The following is a 17,307-nucleotide window of genomic DNA, read 5'->3' on the forward strand; positions in this document are numbered from 1 at the left end:
TTGCGACCCTCAGAAGCTTCGCCAAGGAGACGATGTCGGCAGGTAATGCGCCCGATAGCGCATGTGCCGCACATAGACCTGCCGCATGAGTGGATCGGCTTTCGCCATCATTCGGAGCGCTGCGACAACGACGATCCAGATCGCCATTCCGAATAAAGCTGAGTAGAGGGTCAGCACCACAAAAATGAGGATGACCGATGCAAGCCCGGTCAGTAGAACCAGTTCTCGATCCGCTCCCATAAGGAGGTTTGGGCGTGACAGCGCGCGATGGATACGGTTTCGCTGGAGTGTGGTGCCGGCCTCAGCCATTGGCCTCCTCCCCGCTCTCCAGGTTTCTCGCCGGTGGCAGCTCCATCTTTCCGGCGACCGTGGGAATGCCAATCGACGCGCCAGTTGCGCCGAACAAACCAACGATCGTGGTGGCACCGAGAAGAATTCCCGCAACGAGCACCACATACACGAGGCGTCGCGCGAAATCGTTGAGCTCGCCACCGAAGATCAACATGCCACCGGCTATAGCGACGGCGGCCAGTGCGATGTACCCTGCTACTGGCCCGGTAATTGATTCCTGGATTTGCTCAAGCGGCCCCTCCCAGGGCAAGCTGCCTCCGGAACTGGCAAACACCGGCGCGGCCAGCGAGATGCCGATAAAGGCAGTTAGAATTCCCAGGCGAAGCAGACGTTTATGCGGCATGGCTGTCCTCATCGATTTGCGGATAATGTTCGGTTTGGTAGCGAGAACCGTTGAAGCCCTCGACATGGAGGACCTCTCTCACCCGCCTCCCCCGCCCCGAACGTTCGATCGAGATCACCAGGTCAACAGCTTCTCCAATCACGGCCTGCATCGGCTGCTGGCTTGCTTCAGCGGTCAGTTGTTCCAGGCGGCGAAGGGCAGACATAGCCGTGTTGGAATGGATGGTTGTTACGCCGCCCGGGTGGCCGGTATTCCAGGCCTTCAGCAGGGTCAAAGCTGCACCGTCGCGCACTTCGCCGACAATGATCCGGTCAGGACGGAGGCGCATAGTGCTTTTGAGAAGCCGAGCCATATCGATGGTATCGCTCGTATGGAGGCTGACAGCATTCTCTGCTGCGCATTGGATCTCGGAAGTGTCCTCGAGGATCACCATTCGATCCTCCGGTGCTGTCTTGACGACCTCGGCTATCACAGCGTTTGCGAGGGTCGTCTTCCCGGATCCCGTGCCACCGGCAATCACGATGTTGAGCCGGTTATTGATGGCGCTTCGGATGATCGACGCTTGTGCTTCAGTCATGACTTTGGTCACGACATAGTCTTCAAGCGGGATGAGTTGGGACGCGCGCCGGCGTATCGTGAACGTTGGCGAATTGACGACCGGTGGAAGAAGGCCCTCGAATCGATGTCCGCCAATCGGGAGCTCGCCCGAGATTATCGGGCGTTCGCCATCGGCCTCCGATTGTAGCGCGTGGGCAACGGAGCCTATGACGGTCTCCGCCGCCGTCGCCTGCATTTCCCCTGCCGGTGCGACACCGTGCCCGAGCCGCTCGATGAACAGCTTGCCGTCCGGATTGAGCATGATTTCGACCACCGTCGGGTCGTCTAGGGCGACGCATAAGCGCTCACCAAGCGCATCCTGCAGTTTGCGGACTAGGCGGGAGTGCGATTGAAGCATGGTTGACATCGTCCCCTCGTTTGAGTGTCTGGGAGGAGACAGACCGCGAGCGCGCCGCGATGTCGAGGTGCAAATTTGCACCTCGCGAGCCACGAGTGATTCCTTCAAAATTCCGTTGATTCGTTTGTACGGTGATCTGCCGTGACTGCCTGTTCCGCCATTGAGTCACAGAAAAGATTGAAGACGTTCAGCTTCGCAAGTGAAGTTAAGCCGCTGGAATCTATCAATGAGTCACAGATTGCTGCGAAAGGTACGCGTGGAGTTAAGACTTTGTTAACCTTAAAGTTCTTGCAATGCGTGCCTAAATAGGTTGTCGTATAGACGGCAAAAAGGTGTGTTTACGAAATTTACCGTGTGTACGAGAGGACGATGTGGAGAATCCCGCCCAGCTTCAGAAGGCTATCCATAAACTGATAGCGGCGCACGCACGAGATCTTTCTGGTGCGCTGCACGAACATCGTGTGAAACTTTATCCCCCGGAGGCTCGCAAGACGCTGCGTTCTTTCTCATCGACCGAGGCTGCGGAACTGATCGGCGTCAACGACGGATACTTGCGCCATTTGTCGATCGATGGCAAAGGTCCTCAGCCCGAAATTGGTAAAAACAACCGCCGATCCTATTCTGTCGAAACCATCCAGGCACTCCGTGAGTATTTGGACGAGAACGGCAAAAGTGATCGCCGCTATTCGCCGCGCCGCTCTGGTCGTGAGCATCTTCAAGTCATTACAGCAGTGAATTTCAAGGGCGGCTCGGGCAAGACCACGACAGCCGCACACCTTGCTCAGTATCTCGCCCTTCATGGATATAGAGTACTTGCGATCGACCTCGACCCGCAGGCAAGTATGTCGGCGCTCCATGGTTTCCAGCCCGAGTTCGATGTGAACGACAACGAGACCCTCTATGGTGCGGTGCGCTATGATAGCGAGCGTCGACCGCTGAAAGACGTGATCAAAAAGACGTATTTCACAAATCTCGACCTAGTCCCCGGCAATCTCGAACTCATGGAGTTTGAGCATGATACTGCAAAAGTCCTCGGCTCGAACGATCGGAAGAATATCTTCTTCACCCGTATGGACGAGGCGATATCTTCCGTAGCGGACGACTACGATGTTGTAGTGGTTGACTGCCCTCCGCAGCTTGGCTTTCTCACTATTTCGGCGCTCTGTGCAGCTACGGCCGTGCTCGTAACCGTGCATCCACAGATGCTTGATGTCATGTCCATGTGCCAGTTCCTGCTGATGACCTCCGAGCTTTTGAGCGTCGTCGCTGACGCTGGTGGCAGCATGAATTATGACTGGATGCGCTACCTTGTGACTCGTTACGAACCCGGTGATGGCCCGCAAAATCAGATGGTTTCTTTCATGCGAACCATGTTTGGCGATCACGTCCTCAACCACCCGATGCTGAAGAGCACGGCGATCTCTGACGCGGGCATCACCAAACAGACGCTCTACGAAGTCAGCCGGGATCAGTTCACCAGAGCAACCTACGACCGTGCGATGGAGTCGCTCGATAATGTGAACAAGGAAATTGAGCAGCTTATCAATACATCTTGGGGTCGCAAAGCATGACCTCCTGGCGCTGCAACACAACCCATTTGACAAGAGAGTTGCCAGCCGGAAACTTTCTTGAAATTAGCCGTGAAAATCTTGCCCGAGAGGCGGATTTCGCGCTCATAACAGGAGCGAGAAATGGCTAGAAAGCACCTACTTTCTGATCTCAAAATATCAAAGGCTTCAGAGGAAGAGGCAACGGGGAACATCTCGCAAGACGCGATGCCGCCTCAATACGCGCCGCGAGGTGCCATTGGGGCAGTGTCCCGCTCTATCGAACTTCTCAAGTCACAGTCATTCACCGAGCTCGACCCGGAATTGGTGGATGCCCCGCCGGTCAAGGATCGACTGCCCGAGGATGACGCAGACTTCGAGGAGTTCGCGCATAATATTCGCGAGAATGGCCAACAGGTCCCGATTCTTGTTCGGCCACATCCAACTGCGGACGGCCGATACCAGGTCGCCTACGGTCGCCGTCGATTGAGAGCTGTGAAAGCTGCCGGCGTTCTCGTCAAGGCAGCAGTCAGACCTCTGACGGACGAGGAACTGGTACGAGCTCAAGGGCAGGAAAACACAGGGCGGCGGGATCTCTCGTTCATAGAGCGGGCGCTTTACGCTGCGGAGCTGGAAGCCAGCGGGTTCGACCGACCAGTCATCATGGCTGCTTTGGGCGTCGATAAGAGCAATTTGTCGCGGCTCATCCAGGCGGCAACATTATTACCTAAGGATATAATCGAGACGATCGGCGCTGCGCCGAAAACAGGACGAGACCGTTGGTACGCAATGGCCTCGCGGCTCGAAAGCAAGGAGGCAGTCTCGAAGGCGCGAGCAGTGCTATCAGAAGCTGCTGTGCAGGCCCTGCAATCTGACGATCGTTTCGCTCGCGTATTCGAAGCTGTTGCACCGAAGAAGGTAAAAAAGGAAAAAGTTCGAGCGGAGACCTGGCAAGCCGAGGACGGCGTCAAGGCGGCCACTTTTCGGCAAGACAAGCGCACACTGACACTGATGATCGATAAAAAGGCTGCTCCCGAATTCGGGGATTACCTCATGTCGGCCCTCCCAGAAATCTACGCGTCGTTCAAAAAAGCGAAGCAGTAGATCCGATGAAACGAAGAAAGGACCGTTAGCGCAAAGAAAAAGCCCTCCGAAACGGTGTTCCAGAAGGCCTCTCTCAGTTTGGTCGCTTAGAGAATCGCACTTCCCGGAATCACAGTCAAGAGTCAACGCCGCACCGGCGTAGCCTTTTCTTTGCCTTGTGAAAGGTGAAGGACATGGAAACAGGATATTTAACGACGCCGTTCGGGCGGCGGCCGATGACGCTTGCCTTGGTGCAACGCCAGATGAAGACGGAGAAGGACGTCGCGGACACTAAGGTAGATAAGTGGCGTGTGTTTCGTGATGTGGGCGATGCTCGGACGCGTCTCGGCCTTCAGGATCGAGCCCTGGCTGTTTTGAACGCACTCTTGTCATTCTTCCCGGTTGCAGAACTGAGCAGCGAAAGAAATCTTGTCGTCTTCCCTTCAAATGCCCAGCTTTCAGCTAGAGCGAATGGCATTGCCGGCACGACACTGCGGAAATGCCTCAGTGCTCTTGTCGAGGCAGGAATTATCATTCGCAAGGATAGTCCCAACGGTAAACGCTATGCCCGCAAAGGCGAAAAGGGCGATATCGAGGATGCTTATGGGTTCAGCTTGGCGCCGCTTCTAGCCCGCGCGAGTGAATTTGCCGCGCTTGCCCAGGACGTAGCTGCTGAACAGAGGCGGTTTCGTATCATGAAGGATCGCCTGACGATCGTCCGGCGCGATGTGCGCAAGCTTATCAGCGTTGGGATGGAAGAGAAGCTTAGGGGCGATTGGCGCGGAGTAGAGGACTGCTTCATTGAGATTGTAGGACGTTTCGCACGCCGTCCCACTATCCAAGACATCGCCGCGAGCCTTGAGGAGATGACGCTTCTGCACGAGGAAGTCTCCAGGATGTTGGAAACACAAGAAGAAATCACAAAAAACGATGGCAATGCCATCGCATACAGGTGCCACATACAGAATTCAAATACCGAATCTTGCAATGAACTTGAACCTAGCTTCGAAAAGAAGCAGGGCGAAAAGTCTGCGCCAGAAAAGCAAGGCAAGAGGAAAGACGTACCCGAAGTCTTTCCATTGTCGATGGTACTGCGGGCCTGCCCGGAAATTGTGCCCTTCGGCGATGGGGGGGCGATTGGAAGCTGGCGGGAAATGATGATCGCCGCGGTGACGGTGAGATCGATGCTGGGGGTCAGCCCCTCGGCTTACGAAGATGCCTGTGAGGTGATGGGGCAGGCTGGCGCTGCCATTGCGGTCGCTTGCATCTATGAGCGGGCTGGGCAAATCAATTCGGCCGGGGGATATCTTCGGGATTTAACTGCAAAGGCCCGCCGCGGCGAGTTTTCACTGGGTCCCATGTTGTTTGCCCTGTTGAGGGCAAGCCAGGTTCAAGGCGGAATATCTGCATGAAACCGGGAAAACTTTTCGAAAAGTCACTTAAACCATTGATTATTATATCTAAAGCTGGATAGTTGCCAGCCGGAAACTTTCGATCACTTCGCAGTCGCAACGGGCAAACCGGAGAAGAAAGTGGTCGACCTCTGTGTATAAATCGGTATTACCCGTAAGATGTTCTTCCTTTTCGTCCGATCGGGGGGAGATATGATCTGACGGTCAAAGGCTCCCGGCAAGAAAAGCCAAATTCATGAGATCCTGGCAGTGGCATGACGGCATATTTGATTACTGATGCGGTAAGGGATTTACGCCTCGTTCTGGACAAAGCACCAGCTGAAGCGATCAGGGGAGAATGGTTCGCTACCACGCAACAGGCCGGAGTTTCCTCGCAATCCGGAGGCTATTTGGACGCCGAAGGGGAGTACGTTGCAGCGGGTGACAACGCCAGTCAGGCGATCCGGAACGTTGTCAACAAACTCGAAACATCACGCATACAGCCCTTCAACAAGGTTGTTGTTCGTTGGACAAGATCGAAAATACCGTTCACGCGGGGCCGTGTAACGGTTGAAACAATCTTCGAGGAGGCGATCGTGCCGCGCGGTCCTGAAAGCACGATTTATGAGGCTGCGGCTATCGCGAGGCGGGCATTCTGGAAGACGCTTGGCGAGGTGCCCGAAGGTTTTGCTGCTGAACGAGGTGGTACAAACGCTCACAACCAGACAAAATGGTTCGGGCCGCATCGGCGGGTGCTCGCCATCAAGACCACCACCAAATTGATGCTGGCCACAGATGGCCTCTCAACGCCCTGGGCCGGCGTCGCAGAGCCGGAAAATGGTGTCGAATGCGAACTGTTCATGGAATTCGATGCATTGGCTATCACCAGCAAGCAGATCGATGAATGGGCTTATTTATTAATAAGCTTGGGCGATCTCGTTGCAGACGGCTATCGGGTGGCTGCCGATGTTGAAAAACACGGAGCAATCCTGTTTTGCCGCCTTACAGACAAATATAGTCCGATGACCCGGATTGTTCTCAGCCGCGATCGTCGCAGGATTGAGGATTTACCCTTCGGGTCAGTTCTATTGATCCGTGTGACACCGATTGCCGAGGCTGAAATCGAAGCCCGGGACCAATCCGACGAATGGTCGGCCAATGCTGCGAAATACGCCTTGGCGAACCGGAAAATCAAAACTTAGTCACAATCCTGAAGCCGGCCACGTCTTCGTGGTCCACGCCACAAGGTAGATCTTTAGGTATTGAAAGCATGAGAGTTAATTCATGAAGTCCCCACTCGATCTGGAAACGCAACGCATTAGACAAAACGCCTGGATCAAGCAGAAACTGCACGAATGGCAGGGTGAGTGGCATAAGGTATTTGATCGAGATCCGGTACTATGCGCTATTGATGAATTTGAGCGCCCCGACCAACTTCCTGAAAACATACAATCTGACTATCGTCTGATTTTTGTTCTATCCAGAGCCATTAGGGAATCCCGGCGATCTTGCTTTGCTTTGTTTCCAGAGGGAGCGGAGATGCAGCGGCGCTTCGAAATTTTCCTGACTGAAGATGTAACGCCACTCAAAGAGGCAGCGGCCCATGACCTTGCGTTGCAAATTGCACAGCACGCCATCAATGCTAATCCCGACGTAGACGTCGATTGGGACAAAATCGATTTTATAGATAGCAATAACATAGATGCGCAGGAACTGCTGTCCCGAACCGACGACATATCTTACCTCTTCGAGCGGAACTTGCTGAAACCCGTTGCAGAGACAGAACTGCCTTCTGTTGCCGCAGAATTGTTTCTGACCGAACCGTTATACGCTTCGGCAGGCAACGATTACCAACTGCGCGATTGGATCACGGCCGCTATGTTCGATATGAACTTAGACAAAATCTACGAAATGACCTACCGACTTTGGAGGTCTGGCTGGCGGCTTCGTATTGCTGTAGAAGGTTTCGTTTTGATACGCGACCAGTAATGAAGGCTCTATGAACTTGCAATGCTTACGTCCAGGCGACTATCCGGCGGACGGTAGTTCAGCCACTTAATGCTGGATTCCAGGATACTTATTCCCATAGATACCAGAGCCAGATAAACGCCTACCGTATATCTGTGCCCCTTTAATGTTCAGGGGCCGACAAGCACGTAGCCAGCAGTCAGATCCGCCATCAGTCTGGTCAACACCGGCCAAGCCCGTGATGCACCAGATCCGTGCTCCTGAAAAATCCGCTCGCAGCCGGCGAGCGCGCAGTTCGTCCATCTGCGCATCATGGACCTGATCGTCGGTCGAGACACGCGCGTAGCCGATAAGACGGTTTGTGGCGGGCGATGGATTAGCGACTTGCCGTTTTGCCATGGTTTTTCGCGCGCTTTTCTGGTGGTTTGTACAAATAAATAATGTGCGAGAAAATGACCAGTTGCAAGCGTGTTTTATAGGGTAAATGCAGCCCCGTCAGACTCGAAATCTGATGTTGAGCGGGATCTTGGTCGCAACTAGCGTGAAACGCGTGCTGGCGGCCATCCGTGGCGGAAATTCCGGAAACTAGGGTGTTCGGAGAGAGGGGAGGGGTAAGAAGCGTTGACCAAGGCAGCGATTGCAGGGAAATCCGCGCTCGCTCGAGAGGAGAGGGCCGCTCGCCTCGGTTCTTGTATCCACCGCAATTCCGCCGATCCAAGTCGAAACCTGCCTGAATGGCCGGAAAACCAGGCGTTTCCGCTGATCTAGGCCGACCGACATGTGTGATTTGCGACCCGAAATCAACTAGTATCGATAAGGGATACTTATCGGCGGTGAGCCGCCGCGGGCACATTTGTGAGAGGTACGGAACCGTAACTGGGATATGGCTTTCGCTTAACGAATCATTTACCATAAATTCAATGTCTTACGATCTAACCAAATTGCCCATCCAGAGCCTGCTGCGGCCGATGTCCGAGGCAGGGGTGTGGTTTTTAGCTCCCGATTTCAATTGAAACGCTAAGCGAGAATTCCGACATCAAAATCTCCCCTTACAATTTCACGCGGAGGAGGGGAGGGGGCCAGCTAAAGCCCTGAAGCCTTGGTCAAATTCACGCGGAACCGATCACGTCGTCTCTGATATCTGCGGGTCATCTCCGCGGAAGCATGGCCAAGCTGTTTTTGGACGTAGCGTTCGTCGACCTCGGCCGAGGAGGCAAGGCCAGCGCGAAGGGAATGACCGGAGAACTTGAAGGCGCGCTCGATCTCGCTGAGATCGCCGCGAACGCCTGCGGCCATTGCGGCCCGCTTCACAAGCCGCGCCACCTCTTTGTCGTTCAGACGCTCCGAGCCAACAGCCTTCCCTTGCCCCGTGACGCGGCGAAAGAGGGGGCCATGGGCCAGCTTGGCGAACTTGATCCAGGTCTCGATCGCGGCGACTGGACACGTCGCATCAGACGAGCCACGACCCACCTCGACCTCTCGCCACCCAGTCTTGCCGCGCAGGGTGACAAGCATGCCCTTGTCGAGGATCTCAATCCAGCCTCGGCCGTCCTCAGTCTGGTCTGCCTTTAGATCGAGGCCGACAATTTCGGAACGACGGAGGCCGCCGGCAAAACCGATGAGCAACATGGCACGATCGCGCAGGCCGCGCAGCGAACCGCGGTCGAGCGTCTCGACCATGGCGATGATATCTTCGGCCATGACCGCCTCCTTCTGCACCGGCGGCCTGGCATGGCTGTTGCGGATCCCGGCCATAACGGTGGCGATGTGCCTGTCTTTACGATCAAGCGAGAGCGCGCGCTGGGCATAATTCCAGGATAGCGAGGAGAGTCGTCGTTCGATGGTTGAGACGGAGTTGGCCTTGGCGCCCCGTTCAGCTGTGCCGGAAGCGCAGGCGGTGATGTAGAGCCCGACGGTTTGCGGGTGTGGCGGGAGCGGAGCCAGATTGGACCGCCGACACCAAGCGGTAAAATGCTTCCAGTCCGAAGCGTAAGCCTTGCGGGTATTGGCGGAGCTGGCGGCTTCGACATAACCCCGGGCGCGATCAGCAAGGCTTGCGAGATGGGCGGGCGTCTGGTCCTGAACGGCGAGAGAGGGGAGGGGGCTGTCGCCCGACACCTCCGGCGCGGAAACATCACCGCCGGAGGCTGTGCTGAGAGACGGCGCTGAGGTCTCCTCGACGTGAATTTCGCTGTTCTGCTCGATGATTTGGGTGTCATTCATGGTTCATTGGCGGACGCTAAGCTGCTGATCTGAAGCGAATCATATTCGCAGTTTGTGACCGGATTCTAGTCGAATTGGCGTATTTTTCGCGGTTATTCGACGGACGAACTTTGCAGCGAGGTAGCTGTGGTTCACGAGCCTGACAGAGATGTTGTCGATGACGCTGTCTGGAACGAGGCAGTTGCAAGAGAGAACGTGATCCGAAGGCTGGTGTCCCTCCCGCACCCCGGCCGGTCTGATTTCCACCGCGCATGCCGGGAACTCGGACTTCGGCGCACCCGGCTCTACGAGCTGATCAGGGCATATCGGGAGAATCCTGTCACAAGTTCGCTGCTGCCGCAGCAGGCCGGAACGCGACGCGGTAGTCGGCGGCTTCCGGACGAAGCCGAAACCGTAATCGCGGAAGCAGTGGGGGATTTCTACAAGACGCGTCAGAAGGTGAGCATCAACCAGTTGCACAAGGAGGTCCGCAGACTTTGTCGCTTGCGTGGTGTGCGAGTGCCATCCTGGCAGACTTTGAAGGCGCGGATCGCTGCCATGGATCCAGCCGACCTCATGGCGATGAGGAATGGTCCGAAAGCGGCGAGCGACCGTTTCCGAGCAGTTCCCAGGCAGTACGAGGCTGCATACGCCCTCAACATTGTCCAAATCGACCACACGCTGGCCGATATCATCGTCGTTGATCGCGAATACAGAAAGCCACTGCAGAGACCGTGGCTGACGCTCGCGATCGATATTGCAAGCCGTATGATCGCAGGCTTCCACCTGACGCTGGAGGCGCCGTCGAGCATCTCGGTGGCACTTGCGATCCAGAATTGCGTGCAGCCAAAGGAGCAGTGGTTGGCTGGCATGGGAATTGGTGGCGAATGGCCGGTCTCTGGTTTCCCCGATGCAATTCACCTCGACAACGCCAAGGAGTTTCGAGCACGCGCCCTGAAGCGTGGAGCCGAAGAGTACGGGGTGGAACTCATCCACCGGCCTCGCGCCACACCACATTACGGCGGTCATATCGAACGATTGATAGGAACGATGATGGGTGCGGTCCACCTCTTGCCTGGCACGACGTTCAGCGATGTAAAGGACAGGGGCGAGTACGATTCAACCGCCAACGCAGCGATGACCCTGGATGAGCTGGAGCGCTGGATAGCGCTCGAGATCACGCGCTACCACGCCGATCGGCATGGTGCCTTGGGGATACCGCCGCTTGCGGCATGGCGCGAAGCGGTTGCGCGGCGCGTGCGGCCTGTCCGGCAACCCCACGACCTTGCCGGCTTCATGATCGATTTCCTGCCAAGTGTAGACCGACTGGTACGAAGGGACGGGATCCATCTTTTCGGTCTGCGCTACTGGGATGACGTGCTGAGTATCTGGGCCGGCCGACTCGATAGGCAGCTACGTATCTCCTACGATCCGCGCGATCTCTCGACGGTTTTTGTGCGCGGACCTGATGGTGCGCAATGGCCGATCCGATTTGCCGACCTTCGACGCCCACCGATCACGCTTGGCGAGCACCGCCGCGCACAGGCGGCTTTGCGTGAGCGCGGTGTAGCACTTGTGGACGAGCAGCTGATTTTCGAGACGATCGAGGCGCAGCGCGCCTTGGTGGATGAGGCGACCCGCCGCACCAAAGCAGCACGTCAACTCGCCGAGAAACGCGATCGGGCACTTGGTGCCGCCAAGCCAAACCGATCGCCAGTTCCCGCTGAACCGGTGCAGGTTCAGGACGACCGGCCGATCGATTGGAGTAGGGTGCCAATCTTTCCCGTGGAGGAATGGTCGTGAGAGGGGAGGGGGCCTACGATCACCTCGACGTGCGATATCGCGGTTACGCCGCGCTCCCCGATGATGAGCGCATTGCCTGGATCAAGGCCGACCGCTGGATTGGCTTTGATCAGGCCGAAGCGGCAATGACGCGTCTGAACGCGATGCTTGCCTATCCGGCTCGAGACCGCATGCCTTGCCTTCTGATCTATGGCGACACCGGCATGGGCAAGACCAAAATCATCCGCAAATTCCAGCGTTCGCATCCGGCCACCTTCTGTCAGGCAACCGGCGTGACCACCAGACCGGTCGTTGTGGCGCAGGTGCCATCGGAGCCGGTGGAGCGCGACCTCTACCGCGAATTGCTGGCAAGCCTTGAGGCGCCTGCGCTCATTGGCGGCACACTCGCCCGCGAGAAGGACATTTGCCGATCGTTGTTGCGAACCGTTGGTGCCAGGACCATTGTGCTCGACGAGGTCAACGGCATGCTGGCCGGCACCTATCGGCAACAGCGGATCTTTCTGAACGCCCTGCGGTTTCTCGCCAACGATTTAAAAGTGCCGCTTGTCTGCGCCGGGACCGATCTGGCGCGGCAGGCGCTGTTGACCGATGCACAGCTCGCCGAGCGCTTCGAAGCGTTTCATCTCAAGCCATGGAAGAACGATCACGTCTTTGCGGCTTTGTTGAAGAGCCTGGCCCGGATCCTGCCGTTACGCGCTCCCTCCTATCTCGAAAGCGACGCGGTGCGCGCGAGAATCCATATGCTCAGCAGCGGCGTGACCGCGCGGATTTTCCGGCTGATCGAGATGGCGGCCGAGGAAGCCGTGCGATCGGGAAAAGAACGGCTTGACCTGGAGAGCTTCGGCGATGACCTGGTTCTGCCCCTCGTTTCGATGACGCAGTCGGCCGGGCGGCGCGTGTCTCGCAGGCCGCAACAGGTGGGTGTATGACGGCCCGGCATCTGCCCGTCGCGCCGCGACCCTATCGCGACGAACTACTTTCGTCGTGGCTCGCACGAGTGGCCTGTCGCTTCGGCCTTACGCATCAAGCGCTCGCCGGCTGGCTGGCCGACGATGGCGAAAACTTTTCGCCGTTTCAGCCCGTCGATGATAGGTGTCCGGCCGACGAATTCGTTGAGCAGTGGGGCCGTAGTTGCAGTATCGATCCGGATCAGCTGCGGCGACTATCCTTGCGCCAACGGCATCCGCAACGCCCGGATTCTTGGTATGTGTCGAGGGGACCGGACTGGGCGTCTGCCGCGACGATTAGAACACCGCCGGTCTGCCTTGCCTGTCTAGCATCCGATCATGTTACCGGCCGCGACGCTTGGATACGGGCTGATTGGTCGCTCGCCGAGCATTGCATTTGCCCTGTGCATGGCCAGCTTCTTCACGATCGCTGCACCACGTGTTGCCATCATCTCTCCATCGCGTTCCGCCTGCGCGAAGGACGGGCATGCGCGGTCTGCAGCCGTTGCGAAGCCGTTCTTGTCGACAGGGGAGGGGAGGGCATCGCGAGGCAGGACGCCGATCTGATGAAAGCAGTGCTGACGATCCAGAGACAGATCGAAAGCAGCATCGATGGTGAAAGCCGCGGATGTGAGTGGCTCGAGCACGCGCTTGCGACGCTCTGGGCGCCTCTCGATCGTCCGGGGGCCGCGCGTCCGGCATTGGCACTCTGGTTGAATGAGGCCGGTTGGCGCTGTCCTTTCGAGGTTCGGCAGGCAGTCGGTATCAAAGCGCCGCTTGGTCATCTACCCGTGAGGTGGCGCTTCATCACGTTGCTTGCTCTGAGCGATGTGTTCGGCGCCGAGCCCACTGGCACCCGACCAACCTCGGAGATATCCAGTCGCGTGACGCGTCGTGCGATATTACGACGGGAGCAATCGCTGCCGCCTCGACCTCGCGTTGCCAGCTCTTCGCTGCGCAGTCCGGCGGAATATGAGCATTTGGCCAACCAGATCTTGTCCGACCCCGCATGGATTGCCGCGCAACAGCTGCCGCAGCGCAAACGCGACAGGGCTCGGGGACGGCTGATCGATACAGCGCTCTCCAAAGATTAATGACCTGCGGTCGGAAAGCCGCTTAAAGGGGCGGGAGCTCGAAAAATCGAGTCACACAGATGGCCATGCAGTGCGTTTCGAGGGTCAGGACGAGACGTTGATCATCAGGCAACAAAGATCGCTACACGGGCGTCTATGGCCGAAATCAGCGAGAGCGGTGATTTTCGGAGGAGTGCGCTCTCGATCATCCCGTCGTTTTGCCGTAACTGCGGTCCGTACCGGCTAGGATTGAATGCAACGCGTCGCCTCACCGCAGTTCGCTGATCAAGCGCAATACCAGTCCGCTCAATGAGCGCGAAACCAACGACAAAAAACGCTGAAAATGAGCTGTCCGGCGGTTAAACGCGAACGACAGTCGCGGATCCAGTAAGACTAGCAAAGACGTCCGATAATGCAAGATTATCGTTCGTCTTTATCCAACGACAGGCCGTGCGGTTTTATGGGAAAAGTCTGGTCTAAACCGCACGCGTTCTCTATGATCGTCCGCATGGATTCGTTTCTGACCGCACCGGCAATTACGCCGACCTGGCCGCCCCGCCTGCCGGACTGGACCCTGTCGCGCCGACAGGATACCGGCGAGGCGGACGCGGCATTCGCCGCCGGTATCGCCCTGAAAACGCTAGACGATCTGGTCCGCGCCGAACCGCCATGGCTCGGCTGCTGGCGCGATCGCCTTGCCCTGAAATCCGCCGCCATTGCCGCCCGAATGCTTGGTCGCAGCGAGGAAGAAACTGCAATCCGCGACGCGGTGTTGCTGACGTCTTCTGGCGATGATCCCGGCCCGGCTGGAAAGCTGTTTTTGGCCACACGAATCCTGGCGCGCCGGACTGGGACGCTCGCCACACCGTTTGTTAAGGAGCTTGTCGCGCTGCTAGGGATGACGTGGGACAACAACCTTGCCTCGATCCCGGACATCGTCGATTCTGCAAATCAGTCCGGGCGAGCAACACCCTTCGCGGTGGCGGACCTTATAACGGCGATCTCTGCCGTTCGCCCGGACGCCGAGGCGCTGGCCTTTGGCCTCGCCGAGCTCGTGCTGGCGCAAAAGCTGAACTGGCCGAAACCCGTGCCGCTGCTGCTGCCCGAGCGTTTTGGCCCGGCGTTCCGCACCATCGGTGGTCGTGGTCGCGTCCGGCCCGGCGAACCGGCCTATTCGAAGGCCGTCTGTCTGGCATTGGTTAGCGGCGTCGAGACCGCACTACGCTCCGCCGTCGAGATTGATCGCCGCGCCGCTCGGTTGCTGGCCGTGGCGCCGAAAGTGCGAACCAAGGGCGCCGAAGCGGTGATCCGCAAGTTGCTGAACGAGGATGCGATCGCCGCTTCGGCTCCCGGCAGCAGTCTTTCGCGATGGGCGGCCAACCGTCTGTTCGACCGGCTCGAAAGTTTCGAGGCGGTGCGCGAGCTCTCCGGCCGCTCCTCCTTCCGGATTTTCGGGTTGTGACGATGGCGGGAGCGAGCACAGCCAAAGCCAACCGGCGTCAAGCGAAGGATCGACAGCAAGAGGTCCTGTACGATCGGGAGCTCGAAGAGCTGCCGCCGGAGCTGCGCTGGCGGGAATGGATGATGCGGGTCGAGGCGGTGATCTTTGCCTCAGCCGAGCCGGTCAACCGTGAGACGCTGGCGCGGGTGGTGGGAAAAAACTGCAGCATCGATCTGCTGATAGACGATCTCATCGAGGAACTGCGAGACCGGCCCTATGAACTGGTGTCGGTTGCCGGCGGCTGGCAGCACCGGACCCGGCCCCGTTTCGCCGAGACGATCCGGTCTTCTTCGGCGCCAACCCGGGGAGGGGCAGCAGCCCTCTCCGAGTTCGAGGCGATGGTGCTGATGGCGGTGGGATATTTCCAGCCGGTGACCCGCGGCGAACTGTCGAAGATTTTTGGCAAGGAGGTCAGCCGCGACGTCATCGGTAATTTGCGGAGTGGCGGTTACGTCGGCTCCGGGCCACGGAGCCCGACGCCAGGCGCGCCATATACCTATGTGACGACGCCACACTTTCTTTCGGCGTTCGGCATGGATACGCTGCGCGACATGCCGAATATCGAGGCACTGGAAGATGCGGGCCTTCTTAGCAGTAGAATCGGATCAGAAGCTTTCATCAACGATCCAGGTGACGAGAACGATGAAGCTGACGCTGACCCTAGTTAGCCGTCTTTGGTTCGATCGCTAGGGTTAGGATCTGTAATTTGCAGAGCTTGGCGGTGTTGTCCCTTGAGGGTTTCAAGGATCTGTCCGCACTGATGGCTGCAGGCAGCGATCGTGCTTTATCGGGTTTCACAAGGTCGAACGTTGCATTGACTCGATGCGGGCTTCTGGCCCATCCGGTAACCTTCGCAGATCGTTCGTCCCTGCGTTCCCTCTCGGGACACCGCCCTCGGATCAGCTATCCGGCTTCACCGCTGGCAAATAATCTTATCTCACCTCATGCTTCGAACAAAGTGCCATCGCGCAGCATGGCATGCATGATGACGGCAAGACGACGCGCCAGCGCCACCCGTGCCTTCCGCAGTCCACGCCGCTTGGCGATCTTCATTGCCCAGCCCTTGAGCGGGAAGCTCCCACGACTGCGTGTGAGGATCGAGTTGGCCGCTTCGTAGAGGAGTTTCCGCACCGTGCTGTCACCTTGTTTGGTGATCCGCCCCGTCAAATCGATTTCTCCTGATTGATGACGTTTGGGGACGAGGCCAAAGTAGGCACCGGCAGTGCGTGATTGTCGGAAGCGGCGGACTTCATCAACGGCAGCGACAAAAGCAGCAGACGTTTGCACACCGACACCGGGGATGCTCATGAGTTGCCGGCAGGATTGCGATCCATGAGCGAGCTCACGTAAAACCCGATCCATCTCCTTGATCTGCGCCGTCAGGCCTGTTCTCACTGCAAGCAGTGCGGTGATGCTTTGGCCCAAACCGGGTGTTTTAGCTGCCTCCATCACCCGATCAATAAACGCCTTGCCTTGGCCAGGCCCGGGCTTGAAGCCGAAGGTCGCACAAAGACCGCGGATCATGTTGTCGAGGCGAACTCGAGATTCGACCAGGTGGTTGCGTGTCGTAATGATGCTTCGCACGCCGTGCGCCGCAGGAGATTTGACGTGCACTTCCTTGTAGAACCCGGTTCTGGCCAGTTGGGCCAGGCCGGCTGCGTCATGCGGATCGGTTTTATTGGCCTTCAATGCCTTTAGGCTTTGATGTGCCTGCCGGGCATCGATGCAGACAATGGGAATATCCAGAGCACGCAAGCCATGGCAGATCGCCGGCGACATACGTCCGGTTTCTATTACAGCTCGTTCGACGTCGCCGACTTCGCGCAATGCATATGCGATCATATCAGGACGGCTCTCGACCTTCATCGAGGCGACCTTCTTACCAGTCTCGTCAACAATGCAGATCTGCGTGGTTTCCATCGACAGGTCCAGTCCGGCATAATACGTCATGGCTGCTTCCTTCCTTCAGCTTTGGATAGCCAGAAGTGTGACCCATCTTTCAGGTCCGAGGGAGGCAGCCACAAATTACCCGATGACTCATTGCTCATAGCCAGAAGATAACGGTCGCAGCGAGAGCGATGGCGGAGAGGAAGACCATTGGGCATCTGTCGTAGCGCGTAGCGACACGCCGCCAGTCTTTGAG

Annotated in this window: 15 protein-coding genes and 2 pseudogenes; 10 read left to right on the plus strand and 7 right to left on the minus strand. The window is 57.6% G+C overall.

Annotation, left to right across the window (positions count from 1 at the left end; genetic code table 11):
- Positions 1-9: 9 nt before the first annotated feature.
- From AKG12_RS26030 to trbB, 3 genes are read right to left on the minus strand one after another with little or no spacing between them, the layout of a single operon-like run.
- Positions 10-309, minus strand: coding sequence for a conjugal transfer protein TrbD (locus AKG12_RS26030; protein ID WP_052821084.1), 300 nt, complete (start codon positions 307-309; stop codon positions 10-12).
- Positions 302-694 (minus strand): TrbC/VirB2 family protein, encoded by a 393-nt coding sequence (locus tag AKG12_RS26035; RefSeq protein WP_052821085.1) that lies wholly within the window; start codon positions 692-694, stop codon positions 302-304. The genes AKG12_RS26030 and AKG12_RS26035 overlap by 8 nt, the downstream gene beginning before the upstream one ends.
- Positions 684-1,649: a P-type conjugative transfer ATPase TrbB gene (gene trbB, locus AKG12_RS26040; RefSeq protein ID WP_121557963.1), complete on the minus strand. Its 966-nt coding sequence runs from the start codon at positions 1,647-1,649 to the stop codon at positions 684-686. The genes AKG12_RS26035 and trbB overlap by 11 nt, the downstream gene beginning before the upstream one ends.
- A gap of 371 nt (positions 1,650-2,020) precedes the next feature.
- Between trbB and repA the strand changes: the two genes are divergently transcribed.
- The 5 genes from repA (at position 2,021) to AKG12_RS26065 (ending at position 7,659) form a co-directional block, all read left to right on the plus strand.
- Positions 2,021-3,220 (plus strand): plasmid partitioning protein RepA, encoded by a 1,200-nt coding sequence (repA, locus tag AKG12_RS26045; protein ID WP_052821087.1) that lies wholly within the window; start codon positions 2,021-2,023, stop codon positions 3,218-3,220.
- Between the two features lie 120 nt (positions 3,221-3,340).
- Positions 3,341-4,300, plus strand: a complete 960-nt coding sequence (gene repB / locus AKG12_RS26050) for a plasmid partitioning protein RepB (RefSeq protein WP_052821088.1) — start codon at positions 3,341-3,343, stop codon at positions 4,298-4,300.
- 173 nt (positions 4,301-4,473) lie between these two features.
- Positions 4,474-5,691 (plus strand): plasmid replication protein RepC, encoded by a 1,218-nt coding sequence (repC, locus tag AKG12_RS26055; RefSeq protein ID WP_052821089.1) that lies wholly within the window; start codon positions 4,474-4,476, stop codon positions 5,689-5,691.
- Between the two features lie 254 nt (positions 5,692-5,945).
- On the plus strand, positions 5,946-6,872 hold the full coding sequence (locus AKG12_RS26060) for a hypothetical protein (protein WP_052821090.1): 927 nt from the start codon (positions 5,946-5,948) through the stop codon (positions 6,870-6,872).
- Positions 6,873-6,954: 82 nt separating this feature from the next.
- A complete protein-coding gene (locus tag AKG12_RS26065; RefSeq protein ID WP_052821091.1) occupies positions 6,955-7,659 on the plus strand; it encodes a hypothetical protein in 705 nt (234 codons plus the stop codon).
- 158 nt (positions 7,660-7,817) lie between these two features.
- On the opposite strand, the pseudogene AKG12_RS31130 reads toward AKG12_RS26065, so the two are convergent.
- Positions 7,818-8,037: pseudogene (locus AKG12_RS31130) on the minus strand (recombinase family protein); the annotation flags it as partial.
- Between the two features lie 684 nt (positions 8,038-8,721).
- Positions 8,722-9,861 (minus strand): site-specific integrase, encoded by a 1,140-nt coding sequence (locus AKG12_RS26070; protein ID WP_156316093.1) that lies wholly within the window; start codon positions 9,859-9,861, stop codon positions 8,722-8,724.
- 195 nt (positions 9,862-10,056) lie between these two features.
- Here AKG12_RS26070 and AKG12_RS26075 point away from each other — a divergent pair, with 195 nt between their 5' ends.
- The 5 genes from AKG12_RS26075 to scpB all read left to right on the plus strand — a co-directional run bounded on the left by AKG12_RS26075 (position 10,057) and on the right by scpB (position 15,832).
- Entirely contained in the window at positions 10,057-11,643 is a 1,587-nt protein-coding gene (locus AKG12_RS26075; protein WP_285277971.1) for a TnsB C-terminal domain-containing protein, read from the plus strand.
- Complete coding sequence (locus AKG12_RS26080; RefSeq protein ID WP_197283360.1) at positions 11,640-12,572, plus strand: TniB family NTP-binding protein; 933 nt, start codon at positions 11,640-11,642, stop codon at positions 12,570-12,572. Before AKG12_RS26075 ends, AKG12_RS26080 begins: the two co-directional genes overlap by 4 nt.
- Complete coding sequence (locus AKG12_RS29785; protein WP_082179056.1) at positions 12,569-13,684, plus strand: TniQ family protein; 1,116 nt, start codon at positions 12,569-12,571, stop codon at positions 13,682-13,684. The genes AKG12_RS26080 and AKG12_RS29785 overlap by 4 nt, the downstream gene beginning before the upstream one ends.
- 487 nt (positions 13,685-14,171) lie before the next feature.
- Positions 14,172-15,125, plus strand: a complete 954-nt coding sequence (locus AKG12_RS26090) for a DUF1403 family protein (RefSeq protein ID WP_052821101.1) — start codon at positions 14,172-14,174, stop codon at positions 15,123-15,125.
- 2 nt (positions 15,126-15,127) lie between these two features.
- Positions 15,128-15,832, plus strand: a complete 705-nt coding sequence (scpB, locus tag AKG12_RS26095; RefSeq protein WP_052821095.1) for an SMC-Scp complex subunit ScpB — start codon at positions 15,128-15,130, stop codon at positions 15,830-15,832.
- Between the two features lie 274 nt (positions 15,833-16,106).
- On the opposite strand, the gene AKG12_RS26100 is transcribed toward scpB, so the two are convergent.
- Together AKG12_RS26100 and AKG12_RS30440 are read right to left on the minus strand one after the other, a co-directional pair.
- Positions 16,107-17,114, minus strand: coding sequence for an IS110 family RNA-guided transposase (locus AKG12_RS26100; RefSeq protein WP_052821096.1), 1,008 nt, complete (start codon positions 17,112-17,114; stop codon positions 16,107-16,109).
- 94 nt (positions 17,115-17,208) lie between these two features.
- Positions 17,209-17,307: pseudogene (locus AKG12_RS30440) on the minus strand (IS5/IS1182 family transposase); the annotation flags it as partial.

Source organism: Agrobacterium sp. SUL3 (genome assembly GCF_001263295.1).
Classification (GTDB): domain Bacteria; phylum Pseudomonadota; class Alphaproteobacteria; order Rhizobiales; family Rhizobiaceae; genus Agrobacterium; species Agrobacterium tomkonis.